This is a genomic window from Aeromonas sp. S41-2, assembly GCF_027705845.1.
GTDB classification, from domain to species: domain Bacteria; phylum Pseudomonadota; class Gammaproteobacteria; order Enterobacterales; family Aeromonadaceae; genus Aeromonas; species Aeromonas hydrophila.
In genome coordinates this window covers 796,729-813,708 of the sequence record NZ_JAPDCG010000001.1, presented here as the reverse complement: position 1 = coordinate 813,708, position 16,980 = coordinate 796,729, and the positions used below count along the sequence as shown (strand labels likewise).

Annotated in this window: 15 protein-coding genes; 6 read left to right on the top strand and 9 right to left on the bottom strand. The window is 62.8% G+C overall.

What is annotated here, in order from left to right; genetic code table 11:
* Positions 1-4: 4 nt before the first annotated feature.
* The 6 genes from OKC44_RS03725 to OKC44_RS03700 form a co-directional block, all read right to left on the bottom strand.
* Positions 5-1,927: a methyl-accepting chemotaxis protein gene (locus OKC44_RS03725; RefSeq protein ID WP_011704964.1), complete on the bottom strand. Its 1,923-nt coding sequence runs from the start codon at positions 1,925-1,927 to the stop codon at positions 5-7.
* A 15-nt stretch (positions 1,928-1,942) separates the two neighbouring features.
* The gene (locus OKC44_RS03720; RefSeq protein ID WP_270811120.1) at positions 1,943-4,156 is read right to left on the bottom strand and encodes a chemotaxis protein CheA; all 2,214 of its coding nucleotides are present in this window, start codon (positions 4,154-4,156) and stop codon (positions 1,943-1,945) included.
* Between the two features lie 26 nt (positions 4,157-4,182).
* Positions 4,183-4,509, bottom strand: a complete 327-nt coding sequence (locus OKC44_RS03715; RefSeq protein WP_270811117.1) for an STAS domain-containing protein — start codon at positions 4,507-4,509, stop codon at positions 4,183-4,185.
* Between the two features lie 14 nt (positions 4,510-4,523).
* Positions 4,524-4,892 (bottom strand): response regulator, encoded by a 369-nt coding sequence (locus OKC44_RS03710; protein WP_011704967.1) that lies wholly within the window; start codon positions 4,890-4,892, stop codon positions 4,524-4,526.
* Between the two features lie 9 nt (positions 4,893-4,901).
* Positions 4,902-6,116: a methyl-accepting chemotaxis protein gene (locus OKC44_RS03705; RefSeq protein ID WP_270811115.1), complete on the bottom strand. Its 1,215-nt coding sequence runs from the start codon at positions 6,114-6,116 to the stop codon at positions 4,902-4,904.
* 303 nt (positions 6,117-6,419) lie between these two features.
* Positions 6,420-7,508, bottom strand: coding sequence for a ketoacyl-ACP synthase III (locus OKC44_RS03700; RefSeq protein ID WP_270811113.1), 1,089 nt, complete (start codon positions 7,506-7,508; stop codon positions 6,420-6,422).
* A 202-nt stretch (positions 7,509-7,710) separates the two neighbouring features.
* Here OKC44_RS03700 and OKC44_RS03695 point away from each other — a divergent pair, with 202 nt between their 5' ends.
* The 5 genes from OKC44_RS03695 (at position 7,711) to OKC44_RS03675 (ending at position 12,731) form a co-directional block, all read left to right on the top strand.
* Positions 7,711-8,652 carry a LysR family transcriptional regulator gene (locus OKC44_RS03695; RefSeq protein ID WP_270811111.1) on the top strand — a complete coding sequence of 314 codons (942 nt, stop codon included), beginning with the start codon at positions 7,711-7,713 and terminating at the stop codon, positions 8,650-8,652.
* Positions 8,653-8,780: 128 nt separating this feature from the next.
* Positions 8,781-9,389 (top strand): LysE family translocator, encoded by a 609-nt coding sequence (locus OKC44_RS03690; RefSeq protein WP_016349742.1) that lies wholly within the window; start codon positions 8,781-8,783, stop codon positions 9,387-9,389.
* A 102-nt stretch (positions 9,390-9,491) separates the two neighbouring features.
* On the top strand, positions 9,492-11,351 hold the full coding sequence (locus OKC44_RS03685) for a peptidase U32 family protein (protein WP_270811108.1): 1,860 nt from the start codon (positions 9,492-9,494) through the stop codon (positions 11,349-11,351).
* A 224-nt stretch (positions 11,352-11,575) separates the two neighbouring features.
* The gene (locus tag OKC44_RS03680) at positions 11,576-11,989 is read left to right on the top strand and encodes an ASCH domain-containing protein (RefSeq protein WP_118881774.1); all 414 of its coding nucleotides are present in this window, start codon (positions 11,576-11,578) and stop codon (positions 11,987-11,989) included.
* A gap of 79 nt (positions 11,990-12,068) precedes the next feature.
* Positions 12,069-12,731 (top strand): class I SAM-dependent methyltransferase, encoded by a 663-nt coding sequence (locus tag OKC44_RS03675; RefSeq protein ID WP_270811105.1) that lies wholly within the window; start codon positions 12,069-12,071, stop codon positions 12,729-12,731.
* A gap of 15 nt (positions 12,732-12,746) precedes the next feature.
* Here the strand turns inward: OKC44_RS03675 and OKC44_RS03670 are convergent, their stop codons facing one another.
* Complete coding sequence (locus OKC44_RS03670; protein WP_270811102.1) at positions 12,747-13,223, bottom strand: methylated-DNA--[protein]-cysteine S-methyltransferase; 477 nt, start codon at positions 13,221-13,223, stop codon at positions 12,747-12,749.
* The gene (locus OKC44_RS03665; protein WP_270811101.1) at positions 13,220-14,785 is read right to left on the bottom strand and encodes an AlkA N-terminal domain-containing protein; all 1,566 of its coding nucleotides are present in this window, start codon (positions 14,783-14,785) and stop codon (positions 13,220-13,222) included. Before OKC44_RS03665 ends, OKC44_RS03670 begins: the two co-directional genes overlap by 4 nt.
* A 209-nt stretch (positions 14,786-14,994) precedes the next feature.
* On the opposite strand from OKC44_RS03665, the gene OKC44_RS03660 reads away from it, so the two are divergent.
* Positions 14,995-15,396, top strand: coding sequence for a VOC family protein (locus tag OKC44_RS03660; RefSeq protein WP_270811099.1), 402 nt, complete (start codon positions 14,995-14,997; stop codon positions 15,394-15,396).
* A gap of 69 nt (positions 15,397-15,465) precedes the next feature.
* Here the strand turns inward: OKC44_RS03660 and OKC44_RS03655 are convergent, their stop codons facing one another.
* Positions 15,466-16,944: a carboxypeptidase M32 gene (locus OKC44_RS03655; RefSeq protein ID WP_270811097.1), complete on the bottom strand. Its 1,479-nt coding sequence runs from the start codon at positions 16,942-16,944 to the stop codon at positions 15,466-15,468.
* Positions 16,945-16,980 lie beyond the last annotated feature (36 nt).

Here is a 16,980-nt window from a genome sequence, read left to right as displayed (position 1 = left end):
CCGGTTAAAAACGGACAAAATCGGCCTCGTCAACCTGAGGTTGCGCTGCCGTATTGCCGTGCAGTGGGTGCTGGGTCGGCATGACAAATTTGCCTCTGGGGGGCAATCCTTTATGTCCGCTCTCGTGGGTCCTTGCCGGTTTGCTCAGGTTCTCCAGCGAGAAAAAATCCATGGTTTGCTGCAACTCATTGGCCTGAGAGCTCATCTCTTCGGCCGTGGCTGCCAGCTCCTCGCTGCTGGCGGCGTTTTGCTGGGTCACCTGATTGAGCTGGCTCATGGCGAGGCTTATCTGGTTGGCGGCGCTGGCCTGCTCACCGGAGGCGGCATTGATCTCCTGCACCAGATCGGAAGTCTTGCGAATGGAGGGCACTATCTTGTCAAGCAGGCTGCCGGCCTTCTCGGCAGTATCGACGCTGCTCGATGAGAGCTCGCCTATCTCCTGCGCCGCTATCTGGCTGCGTTCGGCCAGCTTGCGGACCTCGGCGGCTACCACCGCGAAGCCTTTGCCGTGTTCACCGGCCCGGGCCGCCTCGATGGCGGCGTTGAGTGCCAGCAGATTGGTCTGGTAGGCAATGTCGTCGATGATGCTGACCTTGCGGGCGATCTGCTGCATTGCGGCCACCGTCTGCTGGACCGAGCGGCCACCTTCGGTGGCTTCAAGCACGGCACTGCTCGCCATGTTGTCGGTGACCTTGGCGTTGTCGGTGTTCTGGTTGATGCTGGCGCTCATCTGCTCGATGGAGGCGCTGGTCTCTTCCACGCTGGCGGCCTGTTCGCTGGTGGCCTGGCTCAGGGACTGGGCCGTGGTGCTGACCTGGTTGGAGGCATTGGTCAGGTTGTCGGCGGCGTTGCGCACTTCTTCGATGATGGCGGTCAGCGCCTCTATGGTGCTGTTGAGGCCATCCTTGGTCTGGCCAAAAATACCCGGATAGGGTTGTTCTATCTTCTGGGTCAGATCACCCCGCGACAGGGCGGTGGCGATGCGCATCACATCGTTGAGGCTGGTGTCGGTGACGTTGGATAGACGGTTGAGCAGTTCGGACAACCGCTTGATGTAGCCCTGGCGTCCATCCAGTTCGATCTTGTAACTGAAGTTTCCCTGCTCGACGGCGGCAGTCACCAGGGTCTCGATGTCGTTGATGAGTGCGGTCAGCTTGTTGACCATGTTCTGCATGGCCAGCAGCAGTTGTCCGGCTTCGTCGTGGGCTCCGATGTCGATGGTCACGTCGAGGTTGCCTTCGGCCAGGTGGTTGGCTACCTGCAGTGCTTGGTTGATGGGGGAGATGATGCTGCGGATGAGGACGATGCCAAACCAGGCGGCAGCCACCATGCCCGCGGCAACGACCGCCAGCATGGTGAGTAGCATGACGTCATACCAGGCCTGCGCCTGCTCGTACTCGGATTTGGCTACGTCGAGCTGCAGGCTGACCAGCTCGGTTATCTTGCCGCCGATGGGATCGATGGAGCTGTAAAGCTTGCCGTCAAATTCGTTGAGCATGCCGGTGACGACACCGCGCTGGGTCGAGAGAAACGCTTCCAGTCGGGTGATATCCCGGTCCGCTGCGCTGAACAGGCTGTTGGCCTCGGCTGACAGCTTCTGCTCGGCTTCGGTCAGCTTGGTGGCCTGGTAATGCTGCCACTCCAACTTGATCTGCTGCTGGGCATGCTGGATCTGTTGTCGCGCCTCTTCGGCACTGATGAGGCCCGCATTGGCCTTGTTGACGTTGTCGATGATGGCGACGGCATAATTGTCTGAGATGGTCTTGAGCTGTTTGAGCGGCACCACCCGATCGTTGTAGACCCGCTGCAGACCCTTGTTGCTGCTCTGCATGTTGTAGAGTCCCAAGGCACCCACTCCCAGCAGCAGTGCGCAGAGCAGGCAGAGTAGAATGGTGAGTCGCAGCTTGATGGTGGAGTTTTTGAACATGACAGGCTCCTGGCGTTAATTGACTCTAGGTTGGGTTTGCAGACGTGGAATGGCGTACTGGCTCAGCTGGCCCAGCTCCTGCTCGATGGCGTGCTGAATGAGAGAGGGGATATCCAGAATGAGGGCAACTTCACCGCCTCCCAGAATGGTGGAGCCGCTGATCCCCTGCAGGCGCTGGAACAGCTTGCCGAGCGGCTTGATGACGGTCTGGAATTCACCCAGCAGCTCGTCGACCACCAGGCCGGATTTCTTGCCGCCATGGCTGACGACCACGATGTTTTCCCGGCGCCCTCTGGTGCCCTCGACGTCGAAATAGTGCTGCAGCCGGACAAAAGGCAGCACTTCGCCGCGCAGATTGATGTAGTTGCGCCCCTGGGTATCGGCCAGCGCGCTCTGGGTCAGCTCCACACATTCGATCACCATGTCGAGGGGGATGACGTAGTGGGTCGTGCTGACGCGCACCAGAAAACCATCGATGATGGCCAGAGTGAGCGGCAGCCGGATCTGGACCCGGGTGCCGAGGCCGGGTTTGCTGTCGAGCTCAACACTGCCGCGCAGGGCCTGGATGTTGCGTTTGACCACATCCATGCCCACCCCGCGGCCGGAGAGATTGGTGATGGCCTCCGCCGTGGAGAAGCCGGGTTCGAAGATGAGCTGGTAGATCTCCTGATCCGTCAGGGTGGCATTGGTGGTTACCAGGCCGCGTTCTTGCGCCTTTTGCAGGATCCTGGCCTTGTTGAGGCCGGCGCCATCGTCCTGGATTTCGATGACGATGCTGCCGGAGTCGTGATAGGCGTTGAGAGTCAGGGTGCCCCGTGCCGGCTTGCCGACGGCCACTCTTCTGTCAGCCGATTCGATGCCGTGGTCCATGGCGTTGCGTACCAGGTGCATCAAAGGGTCGCCGATCTTCTCCACCACCGATTTGTCCAGTTCGGTATCGCCGCCGGTGATGACCAGCGCGATGTCTTTGTCCAGTTCATGGCTGACATCCCGCACTACCCGCTGGAAGCGGTTGAAGGTATCGCCGATGGGCACCATGCGCAGACGCAGCGCACCATCCCGGATCTCTTCGACCAGCATGGCAATGGTGGAGTTGGCCTCCTGCAACTGGCTGTCCCGGGAACGCTGGGCCAGCAGGTTGGCCCCCGAGCTGGCGACCACCAGTTCGCCCACCAGATTGATCAGGTCATCCAGCTTGTCGGCATGGACCCGGACATAGCGTCCCTCCTTGTTTTTGCTCTCCTTGTTCTGGCTCTGCTTCTTGAGCGCGGCATCCACCACCACCTCGCTGACGGCACCCTGGGCAATCAGGATCTCTCCCAGCTTGCCGGCGTCGGTCTGCGGTTGTTCATGCTGGGCTTGCAGCCCGAGTACCAGCTCGCTGGCAGTCAGGGCGCCGGTCTTGACCAGCAGCTGCCCCAGCATCTCGTTGTCTTCCGGCAGGGCATTGATGAGGTCGATGTACTCGGCCAGCTTGCTGTGGGGTGGAATGATGGTGATACGGCAGTCATCACGCACGAATTCGAACACATCGCTCAGGGCATTCTTGTCGGCCTGGGTATCCAGATCGAGTTCGTAGCCCAAGTAGCAACTCTCCGGATCGAAATGTTCCCAGTCAGGCAGAGCATGGTGAATGGTCTCGATGGCGCAGAGGGTACCCATGGTGCCGAGGTAGCGCAGAAAAGAGGTGGGATCCATGCCGTTGCGCAGCACATCCGGGCCAAAGCGCAGGGAGATGTGCCACAGAGACGTGGCGCTGACATGACCCTCCTCCTTGCTGACCGGGCTGGTCTCGGCTGGCGGGTTGTGTTCCGGCAGGCCGGTTTGGCTGGTGGTTTGATGGCGTGCCAGGTTGCTTCTCAGCTGCTCATCCTGAGCCTGTTCATCCGCACCGAGGGCTTCCCCTTGTTCTGCCACCAGGCTGACCAGACGTTCGATGTGATCCCGGCTCTCCAGCAGATCCTTGATGAGTGCTTCACTGATCGCCAGCTGCTGGTTGCGCACCTGATCGAGCAGATCCTCGACGATGTGGGTAAAGCTGACGATGGGTTGCAGGCCAAACAGGCCGGCGGAGCCCTTGATGGTGTGGGCCGCCCGGAAGATGGCGCCGATGAGCTCGCTATTGTCCGGCTCGTTTTCCAGCGTCAGCAGTGCGGACTCCATCTCCTCGAGCAGCTCACGTGCCTCGGCGATGTAGGTTTGCAGGGCCTGATCAAGATTGATGCTCACGAATGACTCCTTGTCCGCGGAACCGGCTAGGCGTGATCGGGGTGGGGGATGAGGGTGGGATCGCCGAAGAAGGTTGCCAGCTGGCACAGCTCAAGGGCATCGAGTACCGCATGGCTGTGCATGACCAGATGCAGCGGATAGCCGCCCTGCAGCGCCGTCTTCTTGGCGGCCAGCAGCAGTTGCAGGCCGGCACTGTCTATTTCACTGACCTGGGAGAGATCCAGCTCCAGCTCTTGCTGGCGATAGAGCAGGGGAGTGAGCGCCTGTTTGAGTTCGGCTGCGGTATAGATGGTCATCTCACCCGCAATGACCACAACAGTCTTCTCTTCGCCCGTTTCGATATGCAGCGGCATGAATGCCTCCTGACTCAGGGCATGATGAGCTTAGCAACGGCAGCCAGCATCTGGTCCGGCTGGAACGGCTTGACCACCCAGGCCTTGGCTCCCGCAGCCTGCCCTTCCTGCTTCTTGCTGTCCTGGGACTCGGTGGTCAGCATGATCACCGGGGTGAACTTGTAGCTGGCCAGTTTCTTGGCCTCCTTGACGAAGCTGATGCCGTCCATGTTCGGCATGTTGACGTCGCTGATGATGAGGTTGATCTTCTTGCCGTCGAGTTTCTTGAGGGCGTCCTTGCCGTCACAAGCCTCCATCACCTCGTAACCGGCGCCCTTGAGCGTCATGCCGACGACCTGGCGTATGGTTGCCGAGTCATCCACGATCAGGACTGTTTTGGCCATATCTCTCTCCTAGAAAAAAGTGACATCAGCGTTGCTGGATGGGGTTGCCGTCGTGGTTTTGCGACCGTGATGGATATTGCGCTGCTCATCGGTGGCATATGAGAGTTCCATGTCTGCCAGCCAGCTTTCCGCATCAATCTGGATGGGGCCGGACTGGTGCGTTTTGGTGCGCGACGAGATCAGGTGATCGTTGAGGCTGTCCATGTTCTGACGAACATGGCCAAGGATCTGACTGACTCTATCCTGGAACTGTAACGAAACGATGACATCGGAAATCTCACGGTGGATCCCGGTACTCTCGCTCTGCAGCAGGGCTGCCGATTCGGCCAGGCTGGTGGTGGCCATCCGAAAGCGCTCCAGTACCTGTTCGATGGCGTGTTCGGCGTCGCTGACGGCGGCCTGATCCCGCCCTGCCGCACTCTCGGCAATCTGGAAGGCTCGGCCGATGCCGGTGTTGATGGTATCGACCTTGTCGGTCATCTTCTGGGCGGTCTCGCTGGAGAGGCGCGACAGGGTGCGCACCTCGTCCGCCACCACCGCGAAGCCACGACCCGCTTCACCGGCCCTGGCCGCCTCGATGGCGGCGTTGAGGGCCAGCAGGTTGGTCTGGGAGGCTATCTTGGCCACGTCGAGCGCCATGGTGTTGAGTTCGATGGTGTAGGCGGTGAGGGTTTTTATCTCTGCCAGCATGGCGTCACGGTTGGCCTGGGTGGAGTGCATGATGGCGACGACCTGGTTGAGCTGGGCCTGACTCTCGGCCAGCACGGCGGCCATGCCGGCGGATTTCTCGCCGCCCAGATCACCGGCTGCGTTGTGGGAGGCGGCAACCGCTTCTTCCAGCTTGGTGGTCAGCCCGGCAAAGCGCTGGGTGAGGTCAATCATGGCCCCTTCGGTTTGCTGGCGAGAGTTTTCAATCTGTTGCGACCAGATGGGCACGGCCTTTTCGCACACCTGCTCGAGCCCGATGATGGAGTGGTTGAGCCCGGCAGCGGACCATGACGGAGTCTGTTCTTGTTCATCGGGCTTGCCGGCAGGTTTGGCGTGGTAGTGGCGGGCACTCCACAGGGTGGTAGCCACGGCCAGCACCAGGTTGGCCAGCAGATACGGCAAGGGGCTGCCTGCAAGTACCAGCAGCAGGGTGCTGAACAGGCCCAGGCCAAGGCCGCAGGCCCAGCTGACAGGCTCCCAGAAAGGGGAGGAGTGTGCCCTTGTGTTGTCTGTCATACGCGAACTTGCCCCTGCATATGGATGGAAGAAGGTGAACCGCCGTCCCCTCAGGTAGGGACCCAAGCGCCAACTTGCTAGTTATCAATAGCTCAGTAAGGTTAGCGCAAAAAAATGGGCTGGTTACAAATTGGTCCTATTCGGGGGGCGCTACTGAGAAAACTGGAATATGGCGACTGTCACAGGGCCATCGGCGGGAGACACAGCCGTGAGAGGGCCGGAGCCTGGGAGGAGGGAAGAAGTGCTGGGGGAGGCAATAAAAAGAGCCTGCATTGGCAGGCTCTTGGTGCTGTATGTGTAGATTTACGCTTCGGCGGCGTGGGCCTTCTGGCACCCTTCCACGGCATGGGCGATAAGCTCGAGCGCGCTCTTGTCGCACGGCGGCAGCTCGGCCTCGCATGCCTTGATGGGCGTCACGCGATCGCCCCACTTGATGATGGCGGCGCCCCAGGTCAGGCCGGCACCGAAGGCGGCGGTCAGCAGATAGCTGTTCGGCTGGACGCGGCCTTGTTCGAGCGCCTCGCACAGGGCGATGGGCACGGTGGCGGCGGAGGTGTTGCCGTAGTGCTCGATGTTGACCATCACCTTCTCCATCGGCGCGTTCATGCGCTTGGCGAGGGTCTCGATGATGCGGATGTTGGCCTGGTGCGGCACGATAAGATCGATCTGCTCCGGAGCGATGCCGGCCTGTGCCAGTACCGTGTTGGTGGCTTCGCCCATGCCGCGTACGGCCCGTTTGAAGATCTCCTGGCCTTCAAAGTTGAAGGTAAAGAGGCCGTCGATGTCGGCAAAGCGCACCCGGTCGGTACCGAAGTTCGGCACATGCAGGATCTCGCGTGCCTCGCTGTCACAGCCCAGCTTGTTGGCGATCAGGCCGCTCTCCTGCTCGCTCGCCTCGATGACCACGGCGCCGGCGCCGTCGCCAAACAGCACGGCGGTGTCGCGACGGGCCCAGTCCAGCAGATAGGTGAGTCGCTCGGCGCCGATCACCAGCACCTTCTTCATCATGCCGGTCTGTACCAGCGAGGTGGCGACCGATAGGGAGTAGACGAAACCGGTGCAGGCGGCGTTGAGATCGAACACGGCGGCATTGACGGCGCCCAGCTTCTTCTGCACCGCGGAGGCGGCGCTCGGCAGCAGGTTGTCCGGCGTGGCGGTGGCCAGGATGATGCCGTCGAGGTCGCTGGCTTCCAGCCCGGCGCAGGCCAGCGCGCGACGCCCGGCCAGGGTGGCCAGATCGGAGGTGCTGACGTGGGAGATGCGGCGAGCCTTGATGCCGGTGCGCGGGTAGATCCACTCATCCGACGTATCCATGATGGTGCTGAGGTCGTCGTTGGTCAGTACGGAGGGAGGCAGGCATTTGCCCCAGCCGGTGATATTGGCGTATTTCATCTTGTTACCGCTTCTCAAGTGGATCGCCCGCGGGCGGAAAATCGCGCAATTATGCCGCACGGGGCAACCACTGTCATCTTGTGGTCATGGTTATCTGGCAGCAGGGTCACGCCAGATTGCGGGAGTCGCCGGGAAATTTCGCTTAAACCACAGGGCTTGGCTGCCCTAAGATAGGGCTTTCGCCACTGGATGGAATCACCCCTTGCACAAAGCCAATCTCAACCTGCTGCCCACCCTCAAGGTGTTGCTGGAGACCCGCAACATCAGCCGGGCGGCGGAGCTGATGCACCTGAGCCAGCCCTCCATCAGCAAGCAGCTGGGCCAGCTGCGCAGCGAGTTTGGCGACGAGTTGCTGGTGCGGGAGGGGCAGCGCTGGCTGCTGACGCCACGGGCCGAGGCGCTGGCTGCCCAGCTGGCGGACTCCCTCGGTGCGCTGGAGCGGCTCTACGAGGCCCCCGGTTTTGACTCGAGCCGCTGCGAGCGGGTGTTCCGGCTCGCCTCCTCCGATTACGTGGCCCAGCACATCCTGCCGGATATCTGCGCGGCGCTGGCCAGGGAGGCGCCGCTGGCGGCGCTGGAGTACAGCCTGTGGGACAAGCGCCTGCTGCCGCAGCTGTGGCAATCCGAGCTGGACATGGTCTCCACCATCACCGAACTGGTGCCGGATCAGATCCGTGGCCTGCATCAGGGGGAAGATCGGCTGGTGGTGTTGATGGGGAGCCACCACCCGTTGGCAGGGCGCTCGCTCAGTCTCGATGACTACCTCGCTTGGCCCCATTTGCAGGTGAGTGGTGGTGGCGACAAGGACAGCCCGGTGGAGCAGGTACTGGCACCGCAGGGGTTGTCCCGGCGCTGGTTTGCCCGGGTGCCCTTCTTTCAGGCGGCGGTGGAGGTGTTGCTGCGCACCGACTGCCTGCTGACCACTCCGGCCCACATTGCCTGGCAGCTCTCCTGCGAGCACGCCCTGCACTTTTGCGATCTGCCGTTTGCCAGCCGTACCCAGCAGTATCATCTGCTGTGGCACCAGCGCCATCACCAGGATCCGGCCCACAAGTGGTTTCGCGAACTGGCCTATCCCTTCCTGCGCGAGCACTTGCAGCGCACGGTGGCGGCGAGCCGCAAGGTGTTGAACCCGCCCCGCTAGCAACAGACGCTTGTGTTGGTCTATAGCCGTTGGCTATGGGTTCTATTCCCAACTTTCACTTCTGGCATAACCAGAGGCCCTTTACCCTGAGCGCAGACATTCATATTCCGCTTGAGACAAGGAACACCATGGAACTGACGAGTTGGCTGGCACTGGCTGCAATCTGCGTGATGGGCGCCATCAGCCCGGGGCCGAGCCTGGCGCTGATCATCCGCAACACGGTGCAGGGAGGGCAGGGGCACGGCGTGGCCACCGCGCTTGGCCACGGCTTCGGGGTTGGCATCTATGCGCTGATCACGGCGCTTGGCCTCGCGATCCTGATCACCCAGACCCCGCTGCTGTTTGATGTTATCCGCTACGGCGGCGCCGCATTTCTCGCCTGGCTCGGGGTCAAGGCGCTGCTGGCCAAGCCTGCCAAGGGGGAGGCGAGCGAAGAGGTGCACCAGCTGCGCGGTCGGCAAGGCGCCTTCGAAGGCTTTATGGTGGCCTTTCTCAACCCCCAGCTCGCGGTCTTCTTCATCGCCCTGTTCAGCCAGTTTGTACATGCCGACACCGGCTGGCGCGAGGGGGGCATCATGATGCTGACCGCCGGCGGGATCGACGCGGTCTGGTACGTGCTGGTAGCGCTGGTGCTCTCTCGTGGCCCCGTGCTTGCTTGGCTCAAGGCAAAATCCTTCGTCATCGACAAGGTGAGCGGTCTGGTGCTGCTGGGGCTGGCCCTGAAGGTGGTGCTCTGATCCAATCCTGTATTTTGCGGTGATCTTAAGCGGGATCAAGGCGGGGAGGGTGGCAATGCCATAGAGTGGCGCCCATTTGCTGTCCGCCCTGATCCCGAGACCATGCACCAGAACAAGCACCCGTTAAGCCACAACAACCGGTTGGAGCTGCTGGCTCCGGCCAAGAACCTCACCTACGGCATCGAAGCCATCAACCACGGTGCCGATGCCGTCTACATGGGCGGCCCCGCCTTTGGCGCCCGCAGCGCGGCGGGCAACTCCCTCGAGGATATCGAAGCGCTGGCGCGCCATGCCCATCGCTTCGGTGCCCAGGTCTTTGTCGCCTTCAACACCCTGCTGCACGATCACGAACTGGAGCAGGCCCGGCGGCTGACTCACCAGATCTACGAAGCGGGGGCCGATGCGCTGATCGTGCAGGACATGGGGTTGCTGGCGCTCGATTTGCCCCCCATCGCGTTGCACGCCAGTACTCAGACCGACAACCGCACCCCGGAGAAGGTGAAATTTCTGCAGGATGTGGGTTTCTCCCAGGTGGTGCTGGCGCGCGAGCTGTCCCTTGCGCAGATCCACGAGATAAGCGCCGCGACCAATGTGCAGCTGGAGTTCTTTATCCACGGCGCGCTCTGCGTCTCCTACAGCGGTCAGTGCAACATCAGCCATGCCCGCACCGGCCGCAGCGCCAATCGTGGCGAATGTGCCCAGCTCTGCCGTTTGCCCTGCTCGCTGCAAAAGCCGGATGGCGAGGTGCTGGTGGCCGACAGTCACCTGCTCTCCCTCAAGGACATGGATCAGACCGACAACCTGGAGGCGCTGATCGAGGCGGGGATCCGCTCCTTCAAGATTGAAGGGCGCCTCAAGGGGCTAGATTACGTCAAGAACGTCACCGCCTGGTATCGGCAGAAGCTCGATGCCATTCTGGATAGCCGCAGCGATCTGGTGGCCTCCTCGGCCGGCCGTTGCAGCTTCAGCTTCGCGCCTGATCCCAAAAAGAGCTTCAATCGCGGCAGCACCGATTACTTCCTCCATGGTCGCCAGCAGGGGATCGACTCCACCAAGAGCCCGAAATATGTGGGCGAACCGCTGGGGCGCGTTACCAAGGTGACGCGTGACGGCATCGAGATCGACGGCAAGCCCGTGAGCCTCAACAACGGCGATGGCCTCGGCTTCTTCAAGCCGAACAACGAGCTGGTGGGGATGCGCCTCAACAAAGTCGAAGGTAAGCAGTTACTCCTGTCAGAGCGCATGCCGGGCTTGAAGGTAGGCACCGAAATCTACCGCAACCACGATCAGGCATTCAGCAAGGTGCTGGAGAAGGCCAGCGCCGATCGCCGCATCCGGGTCGATATGGTGCTGGCAGAGTGTGATGAGGGCTTGCGCCTCACGCTTACCGACGAGCAGGGCATCAGCGCCGCCGTCGCGCTCCCCTGCGACAAGCAGCCGGCCGACAGCCCGGAGCGGGCGCAGCAACAGGCGCGTGACCAGCTTGGCAAACTCGGCAATACCCTGTTTGTGGCGCGCAAGGTTGAGTTGGCGTTTACTCACCCGCTATTCATCGCCGCATCCATGCTCAACGGCTTGCGCCGGGAGGGTATCGCCGCGCTGGAGGCGGCGCGCGTGGCCAGCTACCAGCGCCCCGAGCGACGCATCGCGCTGCGGGATGTCCACTATCCCCAGCACCGTCTCTCCTACCTTGGCAACGTGCTGAACAGCGCGGCCGAACAGTTCTTCCGCGAGCACGGGGTGGAGCGCATCGAGCCCGCTTATGAGGCAAACAAGGAGGAGCGGGAAGTGGTGCTGATGATCACCAAACACTGCATCCGCTACAGCCAGAACCTCTGCCCGAACGAGGTGCCCGGCCTCAAGGCCGAGCCGTTGGAGCTCAAGATGGGCAAGGACACCTTCCGCCTGCGGTTTGACTGCCACCGCTGCGAAATGCATGTGATGGGGAGTTTGAAGCGTTGAAAGCTATGGACTCCTCCCACCCTTGCTTGCGCTGAAGAGAGGGGGATACGAAATAACAGAGATGGGGTGTTTTACGCATGCTTTCGTGAGCGGTTGCTGATGTTCTTTCTTGATTTCAATGTGTTAATCGGGAGAAATACAGCTTAATGGCATCAAGAGGCTGTAGAGAGATTGCCATCCTCGAATCGATGATCATCAAGGCGTAAAAATACAAGGATGTATTGATGCTTGCACTTTCGATCGTGACTCCGCACGGAACCAATATCGCATCAGGTAAAAAGACATTGGAGGTTCGCTCCTGGTGTCCCCCCACTCTCCCTGTTCGCGATCTTCTGATTGTTGAAAATACAGTGTTTTTATCTCGTGATATGCCATGCGACCCCGACGGTAGAGTCGTTGCGATCGTCGATATTGAGGAGGTCCATGAATGGCGATCTGATGAGGTCACTGCGGCTTGCTCAAGTGGTTGGGAACCGGGTTACTGGGCATGGAGTTTGTCAAATGTCCGCCTGATAAAAAACGATCTGGTTGTGCCCGCCAAAAGGAAGCTCTACGACGTGGATGTGGAGTCTGCAGGCATACGATTGGATGCTCGTCAGGCTTCTCCAGAGTGCATGGCCAGTTCATCCCCTGAGTAAGCTTCGATGTGATCTGATGCTTTACCTTCTCCCGGCGGCAGGCTCTATCAAGGAGTTTTCACGGGGAGGAGAGGTGAGGATGACGCGATTCAATGGAGAGGGGGCGCTGGATTATGACCAGCGCATTACTCGGTTGGTACCAGGTTATGAGCTGCTGCATCAGCTCAGCGCGTCCCAATTGATGGGGCGGCTTGGGCCGGAGGCGCGCGTTCTGCTGGTAGGGGTTGGCACGGGCAGCGAACTGCTGTTGTTGGGCAGCCTGTGTCCCCGCTGGCAGTTCATTGCCCAGGACATATCGGCCGACATGCTGGCGCAGGCCAGAAGGCAAGCCGAGCAGGCGGGGATGGTGGCGCGGATCACATGGTGGGAGGGACCGTTGCCGGCCGACAGCATGGCGTGTGACGGTGCACTCTGTCTGCTGGTGCTGCACTTTCTGCCGCAGGAACAAAAGGCGGTACTGCTCGCTGACATCGCCCGCCAGCTCAGGCGCGGTGCCCCTCTGTTGCTGGCCGACCTGATGGCTGCGCAAGACGATGACGAGCGCGCCGTGATGGGGCTGCACGCGCACCGTGCCGGTCTGCCTCGGAGCGCCAGCGAACAGATGGTGCTGCGTTTGGCACAGGACTTCTTTCCTCTCGATGAGAAACAGACCCGACACCTGTTGCAGACGGCGGGCTTTGGCGTTGGTCGGCGCTATTTTCAGGCGCTCGGGTTCCATGGCTGGCTGGCCGAGCGCCTGTGAGTGGGCGCCGTGTCGTCAACCAGAGATACCCTCCAGAGTGAGCAGCGCCTGCTTGATGGGCAAGCCCCCCGCATAGCCGGTCAGGCTGCCGTTTTGGCCGATCACCCGATGGCAGGGGATGATGATCGAGAGCGGGTTGCGGCCGTTGGCGGCGCCCACCGCCCGCACCGCATTGGGCTTGCCGATGGCGCGGGCAATGTCGCTGTAGCTGCGGGTCTCGCCGTAGGGGATGTCGCACAGCGCCTGCCAGACCGCTTGCTGAAACGCCGTGCCTCTTGGTGCGAGCGGCAGGGTGAAGCGTTGCAGGCGGCCGGCAAAATAGGCCTCAAATTGCGCGAGAAAAGGGGCCAGCGCCACCTTGTCCTGTAGCCAGCCACTCATGTCGGGCAGCGCGCGCAGTCCCGCCACGAAGTCCACGTGCAGCAGGCCGCGCTCGTCGATGGCTACCAGCAGATCGCCGCAGCGGCTGGGCAGGATATCGTAGTGGATCATGGGGTTGTCTCCTCTGCTTGGTTGTCGCTTGCTGCACCGCCTGGTGCCGACTCGGTCAGCAGGGCCGGCTCCTCGCTCATGGCATGCCACAGCCAGCTCGCCGCGTAGCCGCGCCAGGGCCGCCACCTTTCGCTGTGGGCCAATACCGCTTTCACCGGCAACTTGGTGCCGCCCCCCAGCGCCTTCAGTAGCACCAGATCCGAGGCGGGGAAGGCATCCGGATCCAGCCCGCAGCGCAGCCGCCAGTAGGCGACCGTCCAGGGGCCGATACCGGGCAGTGCCAGCAGCTGTTCATCGCTGGCGCTGATCAAGCTCAACTCGCCGCTGGCCAGCGCCTGCGCCAGCCCCTGCAGCGTTCTGATCCGGCTACCGGGCATGCCGATACCGTCCAGGTTGAGCTCACACAGCTGGGCAGGGGTGGGCAACTGCGCCACCCCGAATTGCACCTCGGTACGCGCCACCAGCCGCCCGAGTATGGTGATGGCCCCCTTGACCGACACCTGCTGGCCGACGATGGCGCGCAGCATCACCTCGTACTCATCCCAGCCGGCGGGCAGCCGAACCCCTGGCCAGCGCGCCTGCAGGCTCGCCAGCAGCGGATCCTGCCCGAGCCGCGCACCGATGCGCTGCATGTCGGCATCGAGATCCCACATCCGGCGCACCCGATACAGCAGATCCGGCAGCGCGGTGGGCGGCAGATCATGGACGCTGAGCAGCAGGCTGTGCCCCTTGCCCTGGCTGATGCGCACCCGCGCGACCTGATCGCCGACCCGGTGAAAGCGTTCATAGACCTCGCCATCTACCCGCTCCAGCCCTGGAATGGCGCGCAGCCGGTAGAACGCCAGCATGGCCGCCACGTCGTATGGGGGGCGGTAGGGCAGTTGCAGCGTGAGCATCGCCCCCTCCTCGGGCTGTGGTGCAGCCTGCGTCAGGGCGGCGTCGTCGCCGGCTGGTTCGCTCTGACGGCGCAGGGCCCGCGGTGCCAAGCCGTATGCCTGCTGCCAGGCGTCATTGAAGCGGCGAATGCTGGCAAAGCCCGCCGCAAACGCGATGTCGGTGATGGGCAGCCGGGTTTCGGTCAACAGCCGCTTGGCGAGCAGCAGCCGGCGCGTCTGCTCCACCTGTTTCGGCGAGGCGCCGAGGTGCTGCTCGAATTGGCGGCGCAGCGTGCGCTCACTGATACCGGCCTGTTCCGCCAGCGTGGTGAGCGAGCCTTCCGCCAGCTCGCCGCGATCGATCCGGGCCAGCAGGCGTGCCAGCGTCGGCGGCAGATCGCCGGGGGCGGCGGGCGCGAGCTCCGGCCGGCAGCGCAGGCAGGGGCGCAGGCCGTGCTGCTCCGCTGCGGCGGCGCTTTGGAAGTAGCGCACGTTGTGCTCGTGTGGCGGCCGCGCCGGACAGACAGGCCGGCAGTAGATGCCGGTAGAGAGCACGCCGGTAAAGAAGCGGCCGTCGAAGCGCGCATCGCGGGCCAGGCGGGCGGCATGGCACTGCTCGGCGCTGAGCGGCAGGTCTGGCTCATCCTCTGTGGCCGGCGGCATCGTCATGGTGTGATCTGTTGGCATCGGTGGCTCCTTGCGCCGAAAACGGGGTGGGCGCGGCGGCCCGGATGAGTGAGAGACTAAGCAGGAACGAAGGCGATGACTAGCCAGAAACGGACAGTAATTGAAATAAAACCGAGGCCGCGCCCGCGACTACAGGGCGTGAAAAACAGATCGGTTTGGCGGGGCAAGTGTGCGAATCTGGGGTGACAACATCCAAGGAGGAGAGAGCCATGCCAGGACCCGCACGTGCCGGCGCCCTGATCTATGCCAGGGATCCCGGCCTGCTGAGCCACTTTTATCGCACCCTGCTGCAGATGGAGATCCGCAGCCAGAGTGACGAGCTGATCGTGCAGGAAAACGCCGACATCCAGCTGTTGCTGCACGCGATCCCCGCCCCCTATGCCGAGCAGGTGGTCATCACCACGCCGCCGCAGCTGCGCGAGCAGGGTGCCATCAAGCTGTTCTTTACCGTGCCGAGCCTCGCCTGGGTGGAGGCGAAAGCGGCCGATCTCGGTGGCGGCTTGCTGCCGCAGCAGTGGTCCGGCCCCGGTTTCGTGGTGCGCAATGCGTTCGACCCCGAGGGCAACATCCTGCAGCTGCGCGAGTTTGTCGGCGTGCCGGACGGGCGCTGACGCGCCGCCTTACCATGAAAAACGGGGCCACGAGGCCCCGTTTGTTCTCTGCTGGCGGGTGCGCTGGCCCTACTTCAGATAGCGCTGCTCCAGATGGCGGCGCAGCCAGTGCGGGTTCAGCGCCTCGCCGGTGGCACGGCTGACCAGCTCGTCGGTGCCGTAGCGGCTGCCCTGGGACCAGATGTGGCGGCCCAGCCAGGCGAAGATCTCCGGCAGGCGGCCCACCGCGATCAGCTCGCCCATGTTGCCGAGCTCCCGCTCGAGCGCGAAGCGCAGCTGCGCCGCGTACATGGCGCCGAGCGTGTAGCTCGGGAAGTAGCCGAACGAGCCGTCGGTCCAGTGAATGTCCTGCATGCAGCCATTCTGGTAGTTGCCCTGGGTGGAGAGCCCCAGCCACTGCTGCATCTTGGCGTCCCACAGCGCAGGGATGTCCGCCACCTCGATGCGCCCCTCGATAAGGTCGCGCTCCAGCTCGTAGCGCAGGATGACGTGGGCCGGGTAGGTCACCTCGTCCGCATCGACCCGGATAAAGCCGGGCTCGACCCGATTGTAGAGCTTAACCAGGTTCGCCGGCGCCAACGCCGCCTGCTCGCCGAAGTGGGCGCGAATGTGCGGCGCCAGCAGCGTAAGGAAGGCGGGATCATGGCCGAGCTGCATCTCGCAGAACAGACTCTGGCTCTCGTGAATGCCCATGGAGCGCGCCTCGGCCACCGGCTGGCCCAGCAACTGGCGTGGCAAGCCCTGCTCGTAACGGGCGTGACCAGTTTCGTGGACTATGCCCATCAGGCTGGAGACGAACTCCTGCTCGTTGTAGCGGGTGGTGATGCGCACGTCGGTCGGCACCCCGCCGCAGAACGGGTGGCTGCTCACATCGAGCCGGCCGTGGGCAAAATCGAAGCCGAGCAGCCCCATCACCTGCTGGCCGAGCGCCTGCTGGGCGGCGATGGGGAAGGGGCCTTGCGGGATCTGCACCGACTCGCGCTTTTGCTGCTCGCTCACGGTCTGGATCAGGTTTGGCAGCCAGCCGGTCAGATCGCCGAAGATCTCGTCGAGCCGGGCACTGGTCATGCCCGGCTCATAGAGCGCCAGCATGGCATCGTAGGGGCGGACCCCCAGCGCGTCGGCACGCAGGCGAGCCACCTCGCGCGAGAGTGTCACCACCTCGGTGAGGTTGGGGGCAAAGCCCGCCCAGTCGTTCTCCTTGCGCTGGCGGCGCCAGGCGTGCTCGCACTTGCTGCCGGCGAGCGACAGCGCCTCCACGAGATCCCCGGGCAGCAGGCTGGCATCCTGCCAGTGGCGCTTGATCTCGCGCAGGTTGGCGCGCTGGAGCTCATCCAGCGGCTCGCTCTCGGCCTTGGCAATCCAGTCGCCCATCTCGGGGGCGGTGCGCTTGTGGTGGATCAGCAGCCCCAGTTCGGCCATGGCCTCGGCGCGGGCTTCGTTGCCCCCCTCCGGCATCATGGCGGCCTGATCCCAGCCACAGATGGCCGAGAGGTGGGAGAGCCGGTGCAGCTGTTGCTGATGTTGTTCAAGTTTTTGATATGACATGGGATTGTCCTTGTTATCGTCCCTGATGGCGTGCAC

What these genes read in the sequence shown, in the direction of transcription:
- OKC44_RS03680 (WP_118881774.1), top strand. Translation starts at nt 11,576, where the DNA reads ATGCTTGCACTTTCGATCGTGACTCCGCACGGAACCAATATCGCATCA.
- OKC44_RS03710 (WP_011704967.1), bottom strand. Translation starts at nt 4,892, where the DNA reads ATGGCCAAAACAGTCCTGATCGTGGATGACTCGGCAACCATACGCCAG.
- OKC44_RS03715 (WP_270811117.1), bottom strand. Translation starts at nt 4,509, where the DNA reads ATGCCGCTGCATATCGAAACGGGCGAAGAGAAGACTGTTGTGGTCATT.
- OKC44_RS03725 (WP_011704964.1), bottom strand. Translation starts at nt 1,927, where the DNA reads ATGTTCAAAAACTCCACCATCAAGCTGCGACTCACCATTCTACTCTGC.
- OKC44_RS03655 (WP_270811097.1), bottom strand. Translation starts at nt 16,944, where the DNA reads ATGTCATATCAAAAACTTGAACAACATCAGCAACAGCTGCACCGGCTC.
- OKC44_RS03705 (WP_270811115.1), bottom strand. Translation starts at nt 6,116, where the DNA reads ATGACAGACAACACAAGGGCACACTCCTCCCCTTTCTGGGAGCCTGTC.
- OKC44_RS03660 (WP_270811099.1), top strand. Translation starts at nt 14,995, where the DNA reads ATGCCAGGACCCGCACGTGCCGGCGCCCTGATCTATGCCAGGGATCCC.
- OKC44_RS03685 (WP_270811108.1), top strand. Translation starts at nt 9,492, where the DNA reads ATGCACCAGAACAAGCACCCGTTAAGCCACAACAACCGGTTGGAGCTG.
- OKC44_RS03665 (WP_270811101.1), bottom strand. Translation starts at nt 14,785, where the DNA reads ATGCCAACAGATCACACCATGACGATGCCGCCGGCCACAGAGGATGAG.
- OKC44_RS03700 (WP_270811113.1), bottom strand. Translation starts at nt 7,508, where the DNA reads ATGAAATACGCCAATATCACCGGCTGGGGCAAATGCCTGCCTCCCTCC.
- OKC44_RS03675 (WP_270811105.1), top strand. Translation starts at nt 12,069, where the DNA reads ATGACGCGATTCAATGGAGAGGGGGCGCTGGATTATGACCAGCGCATT.
- OKC44_RS03690 (WP_016349742.1), top strand. Translation starts at nt 8,781, where the DNA reads ATGGAACTGACGAGTTGGCTGGCACTGGCTGCAATCTGCGTGATGGGC.
- OKC44_RS03670 (WP_270811102.1), bottom strand. Translation starts at nt 13,223, where the DNA reads ATGATCCACTACGATATCCTGCCCAGCCGCTGCGGCGATCTGCTGGTA.